This window comes from Thermohahella caldifontis, assembly GCF_041153465.1.
Lineage (GTDB): Bacteria > Pseudomonadota > Gammaproteobacteria > Pseudomonadales > Oleiphilaceae > Thermohahella > Thermohahella caldifontis.
Genome location: NZ_CP154858.1, coordinates 1,770,826 through 1,789,716, shown reverse-complemented (window position 1 = coordinate 1,789,716; position 18,891 = coordinate 1,770,826). Strand labels below are relative to the sequence as shown.

Sequence of the window (18,891 nt, the reverse complement as noted above, 5' to 3'; positions counted from 1 at the left end):
AGTGGAAGGCCATCCGACAACCACGGGAATGCCCATGAATCACCCCATGCAGAGCAAGACAAGACCGCACAACGGATCCCGCATCGGCCTCGTGCTCGGTGGCGGCGGAGCCCTGGGTGCCATCTATGAGATCGGTGCCCTGCGTGCACTGGATGAGGCGCTGGAGGGTGTGGACTTCAATCACCTCTACGTCTATGTGGGCGTGAACGCCGGTGCCTTCATTGCCGCCAACCTGGCCAACCAGATGACCACGGCGCAGATGTGCCGGATTTTTGTGCGCAATGAGGCGGATGTGCACCCGTTCCACCCGGATGTGCTTTATCGCCCCGCATTTCGCGAGTACGGCCGGCGCATGCTGGCGGTTCCCGGCCTGCTGATGGAGGCTGCGGCCAAGCTGCTGGCCAATCCCGGTGATCAGACGGTTTTGGATGCCTTTACCACGCTGGCACAGGCGGCACCGGCCGGGCTGTTCGAGAACAGCGGTCTGGAAGCCTATCTGGCCCGCTCCTACAGCCTGCTGGGGCGTACCAATGATTTTCGTCAGTTGCGGCACCGGCTCTATCTGCTGGCGGCCGACCTGGAAACCGGTGAGGCGGTACGTTTTGGCGCGCCGGGCCTGAATCAGGTGCCCATTTCAAAGGCGGTGCAGGCCAGTACCGCCACCCCGGTTCTGTACATGCCGGTGGAGATCAACGGCCGGCATTATGTTGACGGCACGATTCGCCGTGGCATGCACGCGTCGGTGGCCCTGGAGGATGGTGCAGAGCTGGTGCTGGCCATCAATCCGGTGGTGCCCATTGATGCGCCGGCCGCCGTGGCAGCCGGCACCATGAGCGAAGGTGCCCTGCTCAACAAGGGCATGCCCAATGTGGTCGCACAGGCCTACCGGGCCATGGTCTATTCCCGCATGAATGCCGGGTTTGAACTCTATGAAGCCCAGTATCCCGGACGGACGCTGCTGCGCTTTGAGCCGCGCCGGGATGACGCGCGCCTGTTCTTCTCCAACATCTTCAGTTTCCAGTCGCGCAGGGTGGTGTGCGAGCATGCCTACCAGATGACCCGGCGTGATCTGCTGGCGCGTTACGAGGAGCTGTCCGAGGCGCTGGCACCCTTTGGTGTGACCCTGAAGCGGGATGTGCTGGAGGATGATCAGCGGACGTTGTCCACCAGTCTGTATGGTGCATCGCTGCCGCTTTACAGACATGCTGAACCGACTGGGTTCCATCCGCTGAAGCAGCTGGGTGAGCGCCTGGAAGACATTACCGAACGCTTCATCCCCGGCCGCAGCAAGTAGGTTTTTGCCCCTCGTCCGAATATCCCCCTCCATCAACCCCATTCCGGACGAGGGGCGTTTTAATTCTAGAGGGCTGGCTACAAAATGGCCAGCCCTCTCTGTCACGTGGCGGGGCTTTCTTCCGGATCCCGGGATTTGCCTTCCGCCTCCAGGCGCCTGAGATAACCCTCCCAGTACTCGTCCCGGTGTTCGCACAGAAAGCGCAGGTAACCCCAGGTGTAGAGGCCCGAATCGTGTCCGTCATCGAACACGAAGCGCAGGGCATAATGGCCGGTGGGCTGAATGTCCCGGATGCGGACGTTGCGCTTGCCGGTCTGCAGCACTTCCTGACCCGGGGCGTGTCCCACCACCTCCGCAGACGGTGAGAAGACCCGGAGGAACTCTGCCGTCAGGGTGACGGGGGGCTCCTCCGCATAAGTCAGCGTGATGGCCCGGCCATCATCAGACATTTCGACCCGGCGTGGGCGCGGGGCCTGTTGTGCGTCAGTCATGGGGTTCCCCTCACAGGATGTAGCGGCTCAGGTCTTCGTCATTGGCCAGTTCGCCCAGCTTGCTGTCCACATAGTCCGCAGTGACCACGAAGCGGGACTGGATGCCGTCTCCGGCATCGAAGGAGGCTTCTTCCAGAAGCTTCTCCATGACGGTATGCAGGCGCCGTGCACCGATGTTTTCCGTCTTCTCGTTGACCTTCCAGGCCACTTCGGCGATCCGGCGAATGGCTTCCGGTTCGAACTCCAGCTCCACGCCCTCCGTCTTCAGCAGGGCCTGATACTGTTCGGTCAGGGAAGCGTCCGGTTCGGTGAGAATGCGCTCGAAATCCTGAGGCGTCAGGGCATCCAGCTCGACGCGGATGGGCAGCCGGCCCTGAAGTTCCGGGATCAGGTCGGACGGTTTGGACAGGTGGAAGGCGCCGCTGGCAATGAACAGGATGTGATCTGTCCTGACCATGCCGTACTTGGTGGATACGGTGCAGCCTTCGATCAGCGGCAGCAGGTCGCGCTGGACCCCTTCGCGGGAGACATCCGCCCCGCCGTGTTCGCCCCGGCGGGCAACCTTGTCGATCTCGTCCAGGAAGACGATGCCATTCTGCTCCACTGCCTTGACGGCGCGTGCCTTGATGTCTTCCTCGTTGATGAGCTTGGCGGCTTCTTCGTCCCGGACCTTGCGCAGGGCGTCAGCCACGCGCATGCGCTTGCTGCGCTTGCGGTCTCCGCCGAGACTGGAAAACATGCTCTGCAACTGGCTGGTCATCTCTTCCATGCCCGGCGGTGCCATGATCTCCACGCCCACGGGTGTGGCCTTGAGCTCGATCTCGATTTCCTTGTCATCCAGTTCGCCCTGGCGCAGTTTCTTGCGGAAGACCTGCCGGGTGGCGCTGCCTTCGCGCTCACCCAGGTCACCGGAGCGTGGCGGCGGCAGCAGGGCATCCAGAATGCGTTCCTCGGCGGCCTCCAGCGCGCGATCCTCGACCCGTTTCATTTCCTGCTCGCGGAGCATCTTGATGGCCATCTCGACCAGATCGCGGATGATCGACTCCACGTCCCGGCCCACATAACCCACTTCCGTGAACTTGGTGGCTTCCACCTTGATGAAGGGGGCGTCGGCCAGTCGGGCCAGGCGCCGGGCGATCTCGGTCTTGCCCACACCGGTAGGACCGATCATGAGAATGTTCTTGGGGGTGATTTCCTCGCGCAGGGACGGATCCACCTGCATGCGGCGCCAGCGGTTGCGCAGGGCGATGGCCACCGCACGCTTGGCCTTTTGCTGGCCGACGATATGCTTGTCCAGCTCGTTGACGATGTCTCGGGGTTTCAGAAATGCCATGGGTCAAACCTGTTCCTGTCAGGTGGTGATGATTTCTTCCAGAGTGCGGAAGTGGTTGGTGTACACACAGATCTCGGCCGCAATATCGAGGCTCTTTTCAGCAATTTCCCGCGCGTTGAGGTCTGTGTTTTCCATGAGTGCACGCGCGGCGGCCTGGGCATAGGGCCCGCCGGAGCCGATGGCAATGAGGTTGAATTCGGGCTCCACCACGTCTCCGTTACCGGTGATGATGAGCGAGGTTTCCGCATCCGCCACCGCGAGCAGGGCTTCCAGCCGCCGCAGGGCCCTGTCGGTGCGCCAGTCCTTTGCCAGTTCGACGGCTGCCCGGGTCAGGTGTCCCTGATGCTTCTCCAGCTGGCCCTCGAAACGCTCGAACAGGGTGAAGGCGTCGGCCGTGCCACCGGCAAATCCGGCGATGACCCGGTTGTGATAAAGGCGGCGGACCTTGCGGGCATTGCCCTTCATGACGGTATTGCCCAGTGAAACCTGGCCGTCTCCGGCCATGGCGACATGGTTGTCGCGTCGTACGCATACGATGGTGGTCATGTCCACTCCTGGTTGGGATTCGATCCTGAGGAAGGGTTATGGGGGCGGCCGCAACCAAATTCAAGGGGGGCATCGGGATGCGGGCCGGTTGCCCGCCCCGGCACAGCGGCTACTGATCGTCGCGCCTGATCTTCTTGACCAGCGGCTGAATGTTGAGGGCGACGAGCTTGTCCACCATCTTGTTCATGACCGAACGGTTGCTCACCGGGCCGATCTGCACGCGGTACCAGGTGCCGTTTTCCGTGGTGATCTCCCGGATCTCTGCCCGCAGGCCCTGAAAGGCAATCCTGGCTTTTTGTTTTTCGGCATCTGCACGATTGCGGAAGGAGCCGGTCTGGATCAGGTAATCATAAGTGACCTTGGGCGTTTTCGGCGCATAGACCTCGACCGGTGCCGTATCCACCCCGGACTTGGGCAGCATTTCATAAAACTTGAAGCGCGGTTCATCCTGGGTGGCGGTCTGCGCCGGGGGCTGCGGGGTCGGCTTCGTGCCGGCTGCCGGGGTTGTCGCCGGTGCGGTGGCCGGGCTTGCCGGCCGGGTCACAACCGGCATGGGCTTGTCCGGGATGGACTGCAGGTGATAGAGAAAGTACACGAACCCGCTGGCTGCGGCCAGATTGAGCAGCCACAGCCAGAGCGGGACCGGCTTGCGTGTCGCTTTCGCGGCTTTGGCCATGCTTACATGGACTCCGGTGCGCTGACGCCGAGCAGGGACAGGCCGTTGTGGATCACGCTGCGCACGGCTTCGGCCAGTGCCAGGCGGGCATTGCGCAGGCGTGCATCGTCTTCCAGTACCCGGTTGTTGTTGTACCAGGCGTGGAACTCCGAGGCCAGATCACGCAGGTAATGGGTCACCTGATGGGGCTCCAGTTGCTCGGCCGCATTGGCCACGACTTCCGGATAACGCGCCAGCATCTGGGCAATGGCCTTTTCCTCGGGGAGGGTCAGGGCATCCAGTGCAGCCAGCCCGTCTTCAGGCGTCCAGCTGAGGTTCTGCTCGGTCAGTTTGCGATGCACGCTGCAGACCCGCGCATGGGCGTACTGGATGTAGTACACCGGGTTGTCCTTGCTCTGGGACTTGGCCAGATCCAGGTCGAAGTCCAGGTGCTGATCGGCCTTGCGGGTCACGTAGAAGAAGCGTGCCGCGTCGTTGCCCACCTCTTCGCGCAGCTCGCGCAGGGTCACGAAGGAGCCGGAGCGGGTGGACATCTGCACGCGTTCGCCACCCCGGTAGAGGATGGCAAACTGGACCAGCTTGACGACCAGACGCTCGGGGTCCAGACCCATGGCCTGCAGGGCCGCCTTCACGCGGCAGATGTAACCATGGTGATCCGCGCCCCAGACGTTGATGACGCGGTCAAAGCCGCGCTCGAACTTGTTCAGGTGGTAGGCGATGTCCGAGGCGAAGTAGGTGGTCTCCCCGTTTTCGCGGCGTACCACGCGATCCTTGTCATCACCGAAATCGGTGGAGCGGAACCAGAGCGCGCCGTCCTTTTCGTAGATGTAGCCCTTGTCCTGAAGGATCTGAATGGCCCGTTCCACCTGTGGCTGCACGGATTTTTCGGAGAACCATTCCTGATAGGTGACACCGAACTCTTCCAAGTCGTTGCGGATGTCCTCCACGATGCTGTTCAGTGCCAGATTGAAGACGTGCTCATAGTCCGCACCCAGCAGAGTGCGTGCCCGGTTGATGAGCCCGTCGATATGGGCTTCCTTGTCACCCCCGGCCGGCTCGTCGGCAGGCACCCCTTCAAAAACGGTATCGGCGGGATGATGCAGGCGGTCGCCGACCTCCTTGTGCAGGGTCTCGGCGATGTCACGGATGTAGTCGCCCTTGTAGCCATTGCTGGGGAAGGGGAAGGTTTCACCCAGGGCTTCCAGATAGCGCAGCCAGACACTGGTGGCCAGAATGTTCATCTGACGCCCGGCGTCATTGACGTAATACTCCCGGTGTACCTGATAACCGGCGGCTTCCAGCAGGTTGGAAATGGTGGCCCCGTAGGCAGCACCGCGGCCGTGCCCCACATGCAGCGGACCGGTAGGGTTGGCGGACACGAATTCCACCTGCACGCGTTCGCGGCTGTTCGGCGTGGCGCGACCAAACTGCGCGCCTGCTTCGAAGATGGCGCGGATCACCGAGAAGTGTGCCGCCGGATCAAGGAACAGGTTGATGAAGCCCGGGCCGGCAATCTCCACCTTGCGGACGGCGGGATCGGCGGGCAGGGCCGCAACGATTTTTTCGGCCAGTGCGCGCGGAGGCATGCCGGCCTGCTTTGCGAGCACCATGGCAATGTTGGTGGCCAGGTCGCCGTGCGACGGGTCCCGGGTGTTGTCCACCTTGACCGGCACCTGTCGGCTGCTTTCCGGAAGGGTACCTTCTTGAGTCAGGCTCTCGAGGGCTTGGGTAAACAGGTCAGCAACGTGCGACTTCATGGAACGGCGCTCTCCGGTCAAAATGGCAGTTGGGAAAAGGGGCGGTATTATCCCACGCCCGGCGCAGGGGGGCAACCGGACGGGGAGAAAGGGGGATATCAGCTCAGGCGAAAGCGCCGGACGTGTGCCACCATACGGGTAGCCATCTGTTCCAGGGCGTCACTGGCCACACGGTTCTGCTGAACGGCCTCGGCGTTGTCATCAGCCAGGTCGGCAATATGCTGGACGTTGCGGTTGATTTCCTCCGCCACGGCGCTCTGTTCAGTGCTGGCTGATGCCACTTGCTGGATGCGGTCGGTGATGTCGGAAATCGCGGCGTTGATGGTCCGAATGGCATTGCGCGTGGTTTCACAGTGGGCATCCGCATCGGCGGAGCGTTCACGCGCCGCGTTCATTTGTCCCACGGCCTGCTCCACTTCTTCAGTCAGGGACTGGATGATCTGGGTGATTTCCACCGTGGCCTCCTGTGTGCGGCCGGCAAGCTGGCGGACTTCATCGGCCACCACTGCAAAACCGCGACCCTGCTCGCCGGCACGAGCCGCCTCGATGGCGGCGTTGAGTGCCAGCAGATTGGTCTGTTCCGCGATGCCACTGATGGTGCCCAGTGTCGTGGCAATGGTACGTGTTTTTTCTTCCAGTTGGGTGATGGTACCCGCAGCGGCATCCACACTGGTGTTGAGGGCTGCCATGGCTTCCAGCAACTGGTCCAGGGCATGCAGACCGGATTCGGACTGTTCACTGCCCCGGCGGGCGGCTTCTGCCGTATGCTCCGTGGATTGAGCCACTTCGTGGAAGCTGGCGGTCATCTCGTTCATGGCCGTGGCCAGCTGATCCGCTTCTTCCTTTTGCTTCTCGGCGGCTTGGCTGACCTGGACAGCAGAGCCCTGAATCTGGGTGGCGACGCTGGCCAGCTCCTGCGTTTGCTGCTGTTGTTCCAGCAGAAGCGTGCGCAAGGCGTCCTGCATGGCCTTGAGAGCGCGCAGCAGGGTGCCCAGCTCGTCCTTGCGGCCCGAATCCAGCGAGGTGGTGAGGTCACCCTGACCAATGCGTTCGGCGGCTGCCACGGCTCGGTTGATGGGGCGCATCAGGCTTCGGGCAAGCATCAGGGTTGTGGTCAGGACCAGCAATACCGCCGCGATGGCGATGATGGCATCGCGCCACAGGTTACCGCGGGCCTTGTCGAGCAGCGTGGCCACCTGTGTTTCCAGGTCCTCCTGTTGCATGTCTTCCAGCGCCTTGAGCTGGTTGATCTTGCGGGTGATGGTCTGGAACCAGGAGGCCGCATCACGGTCGAAACCGGTGAACGGGCGCTTTTCGGTCAACGCCTCAATGGCGGTGAAGGCGGATTGTCTGTAAGCATTGACTTCCGCAAAGGCCGGTTGGGTGACGACTTCATCCAGCTTGCCGACCCATGCTTCCGGTGCGCGTGAACGGAACTGGCCGAGATACACCTCCTGTTCTGCCACAAGCCGGATAAAGTCCCTTGCCAGACCGTCCCTGAACTGATCGGCACCGAAGACGGCGCTGAGAACCGCCCGCTCGATGCCGGCACGCTCCTTGGCATTCAGGAAGGCGGTATAGGCGTCATACCGGTTGCGCAATCCGGGCAGAAAGAGTGTCTGTCCCGCCGCATCCACTGTTTGCAGTGCCTGGGTATTGAGTGCCGTATAGCGCTCCAGAACATTCCGGACACTGAGTGCCTGCTGATCCACCTGTCCTCGCAGGCCGGGCAGACCCGGCAGATTGTCCCGGAGTCTTTGCAGGGCCTTGCGGACTGCCGGGGGCAGGTTGCTCCCGAGACCGTTTGCCAGTGCCGCATCAAGATCCGCCAGCGCCTTGTCCGTGTTCTGTCGCTGGCGGGTCAGCAGGTCGCGGAAACTGTCCTGACCCGAGGCCAGATAACCGGCAGAGGCACCGCGCTCCTTCTGCAGTTCATGAACCAGGGCGGACAGAGAGCCGGCCAGACGGATGGCCGGGTGCAGCGCATGGAGGTTCTCGTAACGGTTTCGGGCATCATCCAGATTGATGCCCACGAAAATGAGTGCCAGCAACAGCGGTACGGCACTGAGCAGGACGAGACGAGTGCGGAGACTGTTCAGCATGAACCGATCCTCCCTGACGGTAAATATGAGTGAATGGTCTCATGAGCGTAGTTCGTCCGTTCATGTTCTGCCAGCGCAATGGCTAACGAAATGACATAGATCAAATATCCGGCCAAAACAGGGTTGCCAGTCCCAGTCCGATGAACAGGGCACAGGCGATCCGGTGTGCCCATCTGACGGGCAGACGCTGCATCAGGGCTTCGCCTGCCCAGACGACCGGAACATTGGCCAGCATCATCCCCAGCGTCGTACCCAGTGTGACCAGCAGAACACTCTGGTACTGGGCGGCGAGCAGAACGGTGGCAATCTGTGTCTTGTCACCGATTTCCGCGACAAAGAAAAGCAGCGTGGTGGCGATGAAGGCGCCGTATTTGTCGAGTGCGGAAGGCTGATCATCCTCCTCATCGGGGATGAGCAGCCAGAGCCCGACGGCGATGAAACTGCCGCCCACGAGCCAGCGTGACCAGTCGGGTGACAGCCACTGCGCCAGCCATTGGCCGAACCAGGCGGATGCAGCGTGGTTGAGGAGGGTGGCCACGAGTATGCCGGCGACGATCGCCCAGCGGTTGCTGAAGCGCATGGCCAGGAAAAGGGATAAAAGCTGGGTTTTGTCACCGATTTCGGCCAGTGCGACCGCAAGTGTGGCGTTCAGAAAGGCATCCATGGGTTTCTCCGGCGGGAGGGTTCGACACAGAGACAACACACCCCTCCCGCCAGACAGGGCCTGTTGCCTCAGGTCTCGTCCATTCCCGTGGAACCGGATCACCATGGGCATGAGGCCCAATCCTGTTGATGACCCGTCCGGCCAGGGCCGGCGGACTACTCCCCCGAAGGTGGCCGCATTGTACTGAATACGATGGTCAGAGGAAAGAGGCAGGGTGGCCAGAAGCGCCTTTGCTGAAAAACGCGGCGCAATGAAGACCGGAAGTCATGGGTTCCTGCGAAGCTTCATGTTACCCTTTTCCGGCGGCGCCCGGTTTGGGGCGCTGTGTACGTTGAAAATGCAAGGAGCACACATGAACAAACGTATTGTTGCCGCCGGGGTGGCGGCTGTGGCAGTTGCAGTACTGCCAGTGGGGCTGGCCTGGAAGGCCGAGGAGCAACTGCGGCTGCAAGTCGCATCCGCGAATGACCGGATGCAGCGCCAGAAGATGCCGTTAAGGATCGTCTTGAAGGATTACCAGCGAGGTTATGCCAGTTCGACCGGCGTGTACCGGCTGGAAGTCATGGATCCGAAAACCGGTGCGTCCGAAGGGTGTGTGGATTTCTCCACCGAACTCTCGCATTCCCCGTTGCAGCTGGTACAGGGCTTCTGGGTAGAAGCACGCAGTACCCTGATTGCAGACACGGCACAATCCGACTGTGACTTTGCTCAGAGCATTCAGGGTGATAAAGACGCCCGCAAACTCTACGAACAATTTGGCGAAGAAGGCCCGCTGGAAATCCGTTCAGGCATTGGCGTCAGCGGGGGGCTGCAGCATGAAATCAAGCTGCAGGCCTTCAGGCTGGCTCAGCCCGCTCCGGACGGTCAGGGTGAGGTGATCATTCAGGTGCGCCCGGCGAGTCTGGCTGTCGCAAGCGACATGCAGGCCAGCTTCATTCGGTCGTCGGGTGAGTGGGGTGGCATCGAAGTGTCAGCCCTGGGGGCCAGGATGGTCTTTGACGGGTTTACCCTGAGCGTTGATCAGCGCCGAGCAGGAACCGCATTGCAGGTGGGGGAAGGGCGCGTGGCCATTCGTGGGCTGACGGCCGAGAACCTGCCGGATGCCAGGGTGCACAGATTCTCTGTCGCCGGGGTGGAAACCTCGGGCATGACCGACGTCAAGAACGGTGAACTGCTGTCTTCGGGCGAGATCCGGATTCAGGATGTACGTGTCAATGACCTGTCATTCGGCGACTGGCGCATGCGGATTTCTGTCGGGGGCATTGATGCACTTCAGGCCGACAAGCTGGCGGTGGCGCTGGATGACCTGAATGCCGAAGGCTTGCCCGTCATGACGGAAACGGAGGCCGGGCAGAGAGCGCTTGAAGCGTTGCTGAAGTCCGTGCTCAAGCAGGCGGAACTGAAGATTGACCCCGTGGAGATCAATCTCGGCGGGGAGACGGCCCGGATTCAGGCCAGTGGGCGCAGCGTCAATCTGGGTCAGGCCGACTTTCAGACGCTGGCCATCTCGCCGGTGCAGATCTGGAACCTGATTGAAGGGGATGCCGAGTTGACCTTTGGCCGGGCCTTTGTGGAGAAGGCCATGGCACTGGTGACGGATGCGCAGGGTGTGCAGAGAGGGCGATCGGCCGAGCGTACCGCTCAGGTCAAGCTGCGGGAGATCGCCCAGGCCATGGAGCTGCTTGACCAGTACACCCAAACAGGCATGCTCGACTACGACGCGTCCGGGAAACATTACAGGTTCAAGGCAGCCATCAAGGATGGTGTGCCATCCATCAATGGGCAGCCGCTGAAATAAACGAATGGTCGTCAGGCCTTGCGGGCCTTTTCGCCACGGGCGATCAGGCCCTCAGGGGTGCGGGTTCAGGGTATCCACCAGTGCCTGGGCAGACACGGGTTGATGGCTTTGCATCAGGACTGTCCCGGAAGCATTCATCAACATGAGGGTGAATGCGTTGCCTTTCAGCAGGGCGGCAGCCTCCCTCGGAGACAGGTGGTAGCCATCCTGTAAGATGGATTCGGTAAAGCCAAGTGCCAGAATGGCCTGTTCGCCCTCGAAGTCGAAGGATTCCAGTGCGGCCATTTGTTGCTGGTACGCCTCCAGCGTGGGTGCCTTCGCCAACACAATGATTGCCGCCTTGACGCGGTCAGGAAGTGGGCAGGTGTTGGTGGCCGCTTCAGATTCCCCGTGCCAGACCAGCTGACAGTCACCGCTTGTCATGATCTGAGGCTGATAGGGGGCGGGTGTGCAGGCAACCAGTATCGCCAGGGTGGAGGTCAGCAAAGGTTTCATAAAGCTCTTCCGTGCACATATGTAGCGTCCTGCCTGGGGAAAAATCGTAGCACACGGTTTTTCGGGGAGTCAAAGAGCGGGTATGCAAGGGTGCGGCCGGAAGGAATGTTGCAAAGGAGACGGATTAGTGTTTGCCAAGCTAAATGATAAGAATTATCATGCGCATATCGTTTTGGTGAACAGAAGCCTTCTGAAAGGAGTACATTGTGATGGGCAAGAAGTGGCTGGTCCTGGGGGTGGTGCTGGGCACCATGGCCGGTACGGCAGGTGCGGAAGCACGGGTTGAGGTGCTCGACAAGCACCTGGATACAGGCGGTGCTTTCCTGGCGTATACCGAGTTCGAGTTATCCGGAGAGCCGCTGGCGGAGGCGCTTGGGCTGGATCTGGATGTGCTCGATCCGAATGTGCGGGACAAGCCGACCGCTTTTGACTATGTGGCCGGGATAGAAAGCTACGAGTACTCGGAAGAAGCCATGTATGCGCTGAATTATCAGTCCGGTCTGGGACTGCATCTGGCCCATGGTCTGCGCAATGCGGAACGGGGCGGGTCGCTGAAGTCGCTGGGCCAGCGCTTTGTGACCCTTGCCGGGAGCGTGGGTATTTCGCCTGCTGAAATCCCCCTGAATCTTTATCCGCTTGCGCTGCCCTGGGCATCCGGGCTGCCGGAATTTGCAGGGCCGGTGAATACGGATGTGGTGAACCGGGACGGTGATGTGCTGATCCCCGCCTACTACCGGGATTATGCATCCCTGCGCTGGACCCGGGAGGGTGTCCGCCCCGAAATCACGCCGGCGGCCATCGGGGGGATCTGGCTCAAGGAAGTCATGTGGTCTCAGGATTTTCTTGGTGGCATGCATACCCGCGATACCGATGAGGAAGTGGAGGCCACTTCTTCAACCATGGATCAGGATGGACGACATGCGCTCGGCGTGTCCGCCGTGGACGGCCTGAACGGTGTGATTCTGACCGAGATCTCCCTGGAAAAGATGCGCTGGCTTGCAGAGCGCCTGGCCTTTGATGGCCGGTCGCTGGGCGTCCGGCTGACGCCTGCCTATGACGGTACGAAGCCCGTTTGGTTCCCCCATCGTCTGGAGGCCCGGACCCGTGATCTTGAAGGCGGGCTCGCCATTGAGGGGCTGAACGTGGCGGAAAGGCACTCGAGCCTTCGTGATGTCTGGATGCTTCTGTGGCCGGCAGCGGAGTACTTCGCCTTTGCCGATCAACGAGATGCCGCAAAGGCAACCAATCCGGCATTCCGCGCGGTGTTTGACGGGCAACCGTTTGCAGCGGCGCCTGCGGTGAACCGGGATGCCTCTCCGGACAACGATGTGCCGGCCAATGACGCGTTCTCGCTCGCACGGACACTGTCTCACGTGCTGTTCACCAATCTGCATGCGCTCCATTTCGATCGCAAGGCAGGCACTTTGGTGGATCGCTGGGACGGCAAGCCGGGCCGGCACGTGACCACTTATGATGCGGCCTATGCCCTGGTTGCGCTTTCCGTCTACCAGAAGGCGGTGGATGCCCTGCCTGTCGGTTACGCGAGTGCAGAAGCCGGCGCGGGTGGACTGGGGACGGCTCAGGGCAAGGCGGCGCTGTCGCTTCTGAAGGCTCAGGCTGACTTTATCCTGACACAGCTTCGGCGAGAGGACGGGTTGTATGCCGATGGGGCTGAAGTTGCCGGTGAGAAAGTCCGCATGGCAAGCAGCGTTTCCGTGGATACCCAGTTTGCGGTACTGCGCGGCCTGGGTGCGGCATTCTCCGCGACTTCGGACAGCCGTTACCGTGAGGCGGCCAGGGCGCTTTATCAGGCCGTCGATCGTCTGATGGCACGCAAGGGATACTGGGTCTCTCCGGGTGAGGAGACGGTGGAATATACGCCCTGGACCGCAGCGGCAATCTCGGCGGGTCTGCGTACGGCACTGCTTCAGTTGAGGAACGAGGGGACAGAGAATGTCCCGGCACTTGAGGTGGCCGCGCTGGTCGGACGTTATACCGACTGGTTCCGCACGGTCATCAATGGCGGGGCACAGAATGAGGGCATGCAGCTTGCCGAATGGCTGGGTGATTCGGGGAAAACATGACGGCTTCGGGTGGCGTGGATAACGATGGTGATCAGGTTCCCCAGATTACCGGTGCCGGTGGTCCCCATGGTACGGCCATGGTGATGGCAGGGCGCGTGCGTGTCGGGCCCTGAGCTGCCGGGGCAGGTGAATTGACCGGGGTCAATGAACCCGGCTCTGCATATCGGATAATGGTGCAAATGAGAATATAATGCGAACGTATTTGCATCAGAGGTGATCCGTGCGCCCTTCCTCCCGAACTTCCAGACCCCTTGCCTACCGCAATACGGCTGTGGAAACCGCCCTTTATCTGCTGGCAGTGTCGGGCATTGTCCTTTGGGATGTGCTGCAACTGCCCTGGACGCTGTACAGGTGGATCATGGTCCTTCATTCGGTGGGCGGCCTGGTGGCGTCACTGGTCTGGATTGTACCGTTCTGGTGGGCCCACCGTGCCCTCATTCGTCGTTCCCGGCGCCCGTGGATGCGAACCAGCGGTCGTCTGCTGGATGTCGTTTTGGGTTTCCTGCTGGGCAGCGGTGTATGGCTTCTGCTGGTGGGCAACCGGGGGCAACTGGCCGATACCTGGATCGCGGGGGTTCACCTGTATGCCGGCCTGCTGGTTGCACCGCTGGTGCTGGCCCATGCCTGGCGCTGGTCCGTGGTCAGGAAATTGCTGACTGCACTGGTGGTACTGGCAGCGCCTGCACCTGTGGCCGCTGCCATCTGGAGTGGTGCCCTGATTGCCTCTCCGGATGGTGCGGTGCTCTATAGTGCCAACCGGGACGCAGGTACGGTATCCCGGATTGAAACCGCTGCGCCTGACCGGCCAGTGGAGCGCATGCTCGGCCGCATGATGGCGACGGTTGCACTCAACCCGGCAGCAGGGCAGCTGGCCGCGACCGACAGCGTGGCCGGCGTGGTCTGGCTGCTGGATGCGGTGACGCTGGAGCCGTTGCATCGGGTTGAGCTGGGCGGGCGCCCATGGGGGGTCCTTTACGATGCGGCCAACGACTGGTACTGGGTCACCCTGTTCGAGTCCGCCGGGCTGGTGGCAATCCGGCCGGACGGTACCCGGGCCTTGCACGTGACGGTGCCCGAGACCCCGCGAGGTCTGGCGTTGTTGTCGGACGGGCGGCTGCTGATCAGCCACATGCTGCTGGGGCAGGTGACGGTGTGGGACAGCCGGGATCCGGCGTCCGGCCCCTTGCAGACCCTCCGTCTGAGTACGACAACGGATCCGGATCCTTTTGTCCCCCAGGGGCTGCCGCGAGGGCTCGATGAAATCGCGGTGAGCCCGGATGAACAGGAAATCTGGCTGCCCCATCTGCTCTGGAGTTTTACCCATCCCTTCCAGTTTCAGTCCACGATATTTCCGGCCATTTCCGTGCTGGCTGTCGGAGACCGGATTGTGGAGAAAACCGATGAGCGAAAGGTGCTGTTCCGGCAGATCAACCTGCGGGATGTGCGCAACCGGACACATATTGTCTCCAACCCTCAGAGTGCGGTGTTTTCCGAAGACGGAAGCAAGGTGTATGTCACCTTCAGCGGCAGTGAAGACTTGGTTGTGTTTGACCGGGCACGGGGACACAGCGTCTCCTCCGGCGAGCGAAGGGGGCGCCGCAGGGGCAAGTTGTCGGAAGGCGGGGCTCAGGCGGTCCAGATTGTCCGGCATCTGCCGGGTCAGATGCCTTGGGGGCTGGTGCGCCTTGAACGGAAGCTGCTGGTCCAGAACATCCAGTCGCGCACGCTGACCCGACTGGATACCGGTGACGGCGGCCCGTTCAGCCGGGTGCGTGTGGAGGCCGAGGCGTGGGGACGGACCGGCACTCTGGATCGCCTTACCCCGGAGCAACGTCGTGGCTCGCGACTGTTTCATCTCGGCAATACGCAGGCGAATCCCCGGTACCCGGTGGCCGGGGACAACTGGATGAGCTGCAGCAGTTGCCATATGGATGGTTTCAACTTCACCAACCGTTTCCTGATGGCGGCTCACGCCCAGGACAAGCATGAAAACGCCGTGACAGGCCATGCGCGACTGAAAACCCTGATAGCCTCCGATTTTGTGGGGGACTATATCCGCATCATACAGGATACGCAGGGCGGGTTGGGCGCAGATCCCCGGGACGGCGCAGAGCCGGTGGATCCGGATGCGCCGCCTGCCGGGGTGGCGGAAGACATGACGGCACTGCACAGCTGGGTCCGGCTCGCCGAGAACCTGCCGTTCGTATCGACCTGGCTGAGACTGGATGACAGCCGGCCACAAGTACACCGGGAAGCGTGGATCAGCTCCGCAGCCTGTGCCGGCTGCCATGAAACCCTGTTCCGCCAGTGGGCGGACTCCAATCATCGCCTGATGGCGGAGTCCAATCCCTATTACCGGGTGCTGGAGGATCTTGCGGGCCAGACGGAAGGCGAGGCTTTCCGGAGCTGGTGTGTGGGTTGCCATAATCCGCAGAGACTGACCGCAGGTTTGCCCTTCCGTGGCAACGAAAACCGCATGTTCGAACGCGGGGGCGCCGGACTGAAAGCACAGTTTTCCCGGCAGCCGTGGGCACTGGACGAGGGCACCGGCTGTCTGTTCTGTCACCGGATTACCCGGGTGGAAGATGCGGGGGGTAACGCCGCGTTCACGGTCAATCTGAAGGACAGGCCCACTTATGTGGGCGAGCAAAGCCGGTTTGCACCCGCACGCTGGCTCGGCGAGCGCATGATCAACGCTGCGCCCCGGGTTCATGCCGAGTCCTACAGTCAGCCGTTCTACAAGGATCCGGTGTATTGCAAGGGATGCCATGACGAGTTTTCACCCGGGCATGGCGCGCGCATTGTCACGACCTGGGATGAGTGGGCCCGGTCTTCCTTCAATGCGCCGGGCACGGACCGGCATCGCACCTGCATTGACTGCCATATGCATGCGGATCCGGATCGTATCGGTGACCCGGTGCCGGGGCGCAGCACTGAGGGAGGGAGACTCAAGGATAACGTGGTCACGCACCAGTTTGTCGGCGCCAATCATCACCTTGTGGGGCTGCGCAATCCGGATCTTGAGCGCCAGAGCCTGGCCTTGCTGAAACGTTCGGCAAAACTGGAACTGCGCACCGAACCGGGCAAGCTCGTTGTGCGCGTGCGCAATGTCGGGGCAGGGCATGCACTGCCCACGGGGGTGGCGGATTTCCGTCAGCTCTGGCTTCAGGTGACTGTGCGCGATGCGGCCGGGCGGATCGTCATGGAGCATGGCAAGCCGGATGAAAGAGGGCATCTGCCACCGGAGACGCGTCTGTTCATGAAAGTCTTTGGTGATGCGGAAGGCAAGCCCGTGGGGTTGCGGTTCTGGCGTTATGCCCGGCTGCTCAGTGATACACGCATTCCCGCGGATGGCTACCGGGATGAGGTATTTGACCTGCCGGAAAATGCCGGGGGGCCGTTGGAGGCGGAGGTCCGTCTCAACTTCCGCATCTATCCCCAGTGGGTGACGGACACCGTACGCAGGAGCGTGCCCGACTTGCCTGAACCGCCGGTGGTCACGCTCGTTCGGGAGGTCATGACTTTGGAGACTGATCAGTGACAGACAAACGGAAGAGTGTGGTGTCCGGACCGGAGTGTGAGCCGCCGGTGATCGTGCTCGGTGGCGGGCCCGCCGGGCTGGCCGCGGCGTGGAAGCTGGTGGAAGGCGGGGCCCGGGTGGTGGTGCTGGAAGCTGCCAGGCAGGTTGGGGGGCTGGCGGCAACCCAGACGTTCGAGGGTCGCGACGGGACCTATCGTTTCGATTTCGGCGGGCACCGTTTTCTGACACGCGACCCGGAGCTGCTTGCCTTCATCGAGACACTGCTGGGCGACGACCTCCTGCATGCGGAAAGGGCTTCGGTCATCCGCTATCGCGGACGGGTGTACGACTATCCCCTGTCGCTCGGCAATCTGCTGACCAATGCCCCCTTCCCCTTGCTGGTGGGTGCGGCCCGGGACCTGCTCCTGCGTCTGATCCGTCCGCCCCGTCAAGCCGTTGCGGATGATCAGATGAGTTTCCGGGACTGGATTACCGCCCGTTTCGGCCCCACGCTCTATCAGCATTTTTTCGAAGGCTACACCGCCAAGCTGTGGGGGATCGACCCGGCCCATCTGAGCGGGGACTGGGCGGCGCAGCGCATCTCCCTGATTGACCTCAGGGATGTCGCACGACGGCTGCTGCCCGGACGCGGCCCCTCCCCCGAACCTACGCCCGGCACTACCGGTATCCCAGGCTGGGTTTCGGTCAGATCTTCGAGCGCCTGCGGGAGTGGCTCCTTGAAAGGGGATGCGAGGTGGTCACCGATGCCCGCGTCACGGGCTTTGAGACGGCAGGGCGGCGGATCACCGGCGTCCGGTTCAGCCGTGGTGGCGGGCATGAGGTCCGGCCCGCGAGTCATGTGGTCAGTACGCTGCCCCTGCCTGACGTCACCCGGATGTTGGGCGGCACCTCAACCCTGAGCTTCCGGGCCCTGCGCTTTCTCAATATGCCGGTTCGGGAGGAGACATTTCGCCTTGGACATGGCAATACCTTTCGGACCCGGACATGATGGCCACCCGTCTGCAGGAGCCACGCCGGCGTTCACCGGACATGGCCCCGGCAGGGCACTCGTCGGTCATGCTGGAGATTCCCTGTCAGGAAGGGGATGCGCTCTGGCGTGCTGACGCCGGTACGCTGAAGGCCCGCGCCTGGTCGGATCTCTCCAGACTGGGCATTGATCCCTCAAGGCATACGGGAGAAGTGTTTCATGCCCATGCGGCCCACGCCTATCCGCTCATGGTCATGGGCTACGAACGCGAACGGGCCCGCAATCTGGCCTGGCTGGGACGGTACGACAACCTGATTCCCTGTGGACGCCAGGGCACCTTCCGCTACATATTTACGGACACGGCCATGGAAATGGGCATGATGGCGGCCCGTTCCATTCTCAGATCGGAGGATCTCAGACATGAAATCTACAACCACCGGAACGAGAAAACGGTTATTGAGGTGGACAGCGTGGCCTGAGTGGGGATTGCTGGGACCGGCCCTGATCGGTGCGCTGCTGCTGATGTGCTTGCTGCTGGCGAGTTCGCCGGTTGCCGCATACTCCTATGCGGAAGCGGGTACCGAGCCCCTGCTGGAGTGGCGTCAGACACTGCTGAAGGCACTTGCGGAAAAGGATGAGGCTGCCCTTGGTGAGGTGGTGCCGGATGTGCTCGCTGAAGCGGACTATCTGGATGTGCGATACGCCACGGAACTCAGGGATGCACTCGAGGATGCGGTGGCTGTGCGGGATACGGAGCAGGTGACCCGTCTCATGGATCAGGTGTTCGCGCTCAAGGTGATCCATCGTCTGGAGCTGGCGGAAAAGTCGCTGGATGACTATCAGAAGGCGAAAGTGCTGGTGGCCAAGACGCGTGCCTACATGGCGCCCCTGATGCCGAGGCTGTCGCCGCCCGCACGTGAAGAGGCGGAGCGCTTGCTGCATGAGTGTGTTCAGGCCGTGGGACAGCCCGGTGTGTTCGGTGCCGGCGCGGTCCCCCCGGACCGGGACGGGTTGGTGAAGGCCCGGAAACAGCTTGCCGGGCTCCTCCGGCAACATCTCTTCTGAGTCGGCTGACCGTGGACCTTGCCGGGGCGGGAATTCTGCCACCCCATGATGATGCACTCCGGCTGGCGATGGGGGTGG

General features: G+C 62.0%; 15 protein-coding genes. 7 read left to right on the top strand and 8 right to left on the bottom strand.

The window, feature by feature from the left end; genetic code table 11:
* Positions 1–34 precede the first annotated feature (34 nt).
* Complete coding sequence (locus AAIA72_RS08705) at positions 35–1,294, top strand: patatin-like phospholipase family protein (RefSeq protein ID WP_369599933.1); 1,260 nt, start codon at positions 35–37, stop codon at positions 1,292–1,294.
* 101 nt (positions 1,295–1,395) lie between these two features.
* Here AAIA72_RS08705 and AAIA72_RS08700 read toward each other — a convergent pair whose 3' ends face one another.
* The 7 genes from AAIA72_RS08700 to AAIA72_RS08670 form a co-directional block, all read right to left on the bottom strand.
* Entirely contained in the window at positions 1,396–1,785 is a 390-nt protein-coding gene (locus tag AAIA72_RS08700; RefSeq protein ID WP_369599932.1) for a gamma-butyrobetaine hydroxylase-like domain-containing protein, read from the bottom strand.
* 10 nt (positions 1,786–1,795) lie between these two features.
* Positions 1,796–3,118: an ATP-dependent protease ATPase subunit HslU gene (gene hslU / locus AAIA72_RS08695; RefSeq protein ID WP_369599931.1), complete on the bottom strand. Its 1,323-nt coding sequence runs from the start codon at positions 3,116–3,118 to the stop codon at positions 1,796–1,798.
* Between the two features lie 18 nt (positions 3,119–3,136).
* Complete coding sequence (gene hslV, locus AAIA72_RS08690) at positions 3,137–3,664, bottom strand: ATP-dependent protease subunit HslV (protein WP_369599930.1); 528 nt, start codon at positions 3,662–3,664, stop codon at positions 3,137–3,139.
* A 109-nt stretch (positions 3,665–3,773) separates the two neighbouring features.
* On the bottom strand, positions 3,774–4,340 hold the full coding sequence (locus tag AAIA72_RS08685; RefSeq protein WP_369599929.1) for an SPOR domain-containing protein: 567 nt from the start codon (positions 4,338–4,340) through the stop codon (positions 3,774–3,776).
* 2 nt (positions 4,341–4,342) lie between these two features.
* Entirely contained in the window at positions 4,343–6,097 is a 1,755-nt protein-coding gene (argS, locus tag AAIA72_RS08680; protein WP_369599928.1) for an arginine--tRNA ligase, read from the bottom strand.
* Between the two features lie 98 nt (positions 6,098–6,195).
* Positions 6,196–8,199: a methyl-accepting chemotaxis protein gene (locus AAIA72_RS08675; RefSeq protein WP_369599927.1), complete on the bottom strand. Its 2,004-nt coding sequence runs from the start codon at positions 8,197–8,199 to the stop codon at positions 6,196–6,198.
* Between the two features lie 100 nt (positions 8,200–8,299).
* Complete coding sequence (locus tag AAIA72_RS08670) at positions 8,300–8,863, bottom strand: TMEM165/GDT1 family protein (RefSeq protein ID WP_369599926.1); 564 nt, start codon at positions 8,861–8,863, stop codon at positions 8,300–8,302.
* Between the two features lie 352 nt (positions 8,864–9,215).
* Between AAIA72_RS08670 and AAIA72_RS08665 the strand changes: the two genes are divergently transcribed.
* Positions 9,216–10,661, top strand: coding sequence for a DUF945 family protein (locus AAIA72_RS08665; RefSeq protein WP_369599925.1), 1,446 nt, complete (start codon positions 9,216–9,218; stop codon positions 10,659–10,661).
* A gap of 51 nt (positions 10,662–10,712) precedes the next feature.
* On the opposite strand, the gene AAIA72_RS08660 is transcribed toward AAIA72_RS08665, so the two are convergent.
* Positions 10,713–11,156 carry a hypothetical protein gene (locus AAIA72_RS08660; protein WP_369599924.1) on the bottom strand — a complete coding sequence of 148 codons (444 nt, stop codon included), beginning with the start codon at positions 11,154–11,156 and terminating at the stop codon, positions 10,713–10,715.
* A gap of 209 nt (positions 11,157–11,365) precedes the next feature.
* On the opposite strand from AAIA72_RS08660, the gene AAIA72_RS08655 reads away from it, so the two are divergent.
* From AAIA72_RS08655 to AAIA72_RS08635, 5 genes are all read left to right on the top strand, one after another.
* Complete coding sequence (locus AAIA72_RS08655; RefSeq protein WP_369599923.1) at positions 11,366–13,240, top strand: hypothetical protein; 1,875 nt, start codon at positions 11,366–11,368, stop codon at positions 13,238–13,240.
* Between the two features lie 220 nt (positions 13,241–13,460).
* Positions 13,461–16,781 (top strand): YncE family protein, encoded by a 3,321-nt coding sequence (locus AAIA72_RS08650; RefSeq protein ID WP_369599922.1) that lies wholly within the window; start codon positions 13,461–13,463, stop codon positions 16,779–16,781.
* Complete coding sequence (locus AAIA72_RS08645; protein ID WP_369599921.1) at positions 16,778–17,680, top strand: NAD(P)-binding protein; 903 nt, start codon at positions 16,778–16,780, stop codon at positions 17,678–17,680. Before AAIA72_RS08650 ends, AAIA72_RS08645 begins: the two co-directional genes overlap by 4 nt.
* 85 nt (positions 17,681–17,765) lie before the next feature.
* The gene (locus tag AAIA72_RS08640) at positions 17,766–18,227 is read left to right on the top strand and encodes a hypothetical protein (RefSeq protein WP_369599920.1); all 462 of its coding nucleotides are present in this window, start codon (positions 17,766–17,768) and stop codon (positions 18,225–18,227) included.
* Positions 18,169–18,813 carry a hypothetical protein gene (locus AAIA72_RS08635; RefSeq protein WP_369599919.1) on the top strand — a complete coding sequence of 215 codons (645 nt, stop codon included), beginning with the start codon at positions 18,169–18,171 and terminating at the stop codon, positions 18,811–18,813. Before AAIA72_RS08640 ends, AAIA72_RS08635 begins: the two co-directional genes overlap by 59 nt.
* Positions 18,814–18,891 lie beyond the last annotated feature (78 nt).

Coding starts and splice junctions, on each gene's coding strand:
- AAIA72_RS08705 (WP_369599933.1), top strand. CDS start 35: ATGAATCACCCCATGCAGAGCAAGACAAGACCGCACAACGGATCCCGC.
- AAIA72_RS08700 (WP_369599932.1), bottom strand. CDS start 1,785: ATGACTGACGCACAACAGGCCCCGCGCCCACGCCGGGTCGAAATGTCT.
- hslU (WP_369599931.1), bottom strand. CDS start 3,118: ATGGCATTTCTGAAACCCCGAGACATCGTCAACGAGCTGGACAAGCAT.
- hslV (WP_369599930.1), bottom strand. CDS start 3,664: ATGACCACCATCGTATGCGTACGACGCGACAACCATGTCGCCATGGCC.
- AAIA72_RS08685 (WP_369599929.1), bottom strand. CDS start 4,340: ATGGCCAAAGCCGCGAAAGCGACACGCAAGCCGGTCCCGCTCTGGCTG.
- argS (WP_369599928.1), bottom strand. CDS start 6,097: ATGAAGTCGCACGTTGCTGACCTGTTTACCCAAGCCCTCGAGAGCCTG.
- AAIA72_RS08675 (WP_369599927.1), bottom strand. CDS start 8,199: ATGCTGAACAGTCTCCGCACTCGTCTCGTCCTGCTCAGTGCCGTACCG.
- AAIA72_RS08670 (WP_369599926.1), bottom strand. CDS start 8,863: ATGGATGCCTTTCTGAACGCCACACTTGCGGTCGCACTGGCCGAAATC.
- AAIA72_RS08665 (WP_369599925.1), top strand. CDS start 9,216: ATGAACAAACGTATTGTTGCCGCCGGGGTGGCGGCTGTGGCAGTTGCA.
- AAIA72_RS08660 (WP_369599924.1), bottom strand. CDS start 11,156: ATGAAACCTTTGCTGACCTCCACCCTGGCGATACTGGTTGCCTGCACA.
- AAIA72_RS08655 (WP_369599923.1), top strand. CDS start 11,366: ATGGGCAAGAAGTGGCTGGTCCTGGGGGTGGTGCTGGGCACCATGGCC.
- AAIA72_RS08640 (WP_369599920.1), top strand. CDS start 17,766: ATGATGGCCACCCGTCTGCAGGAGCCACGCCGGCGTTCACCGGACATG.
- AAIA72_RS08635 (WP_369599919.1), top strand. CDS start 18,169: ATGAAATCTACAACCACCGGAACGAGAAAACGGTTATTGAGGTGGACA.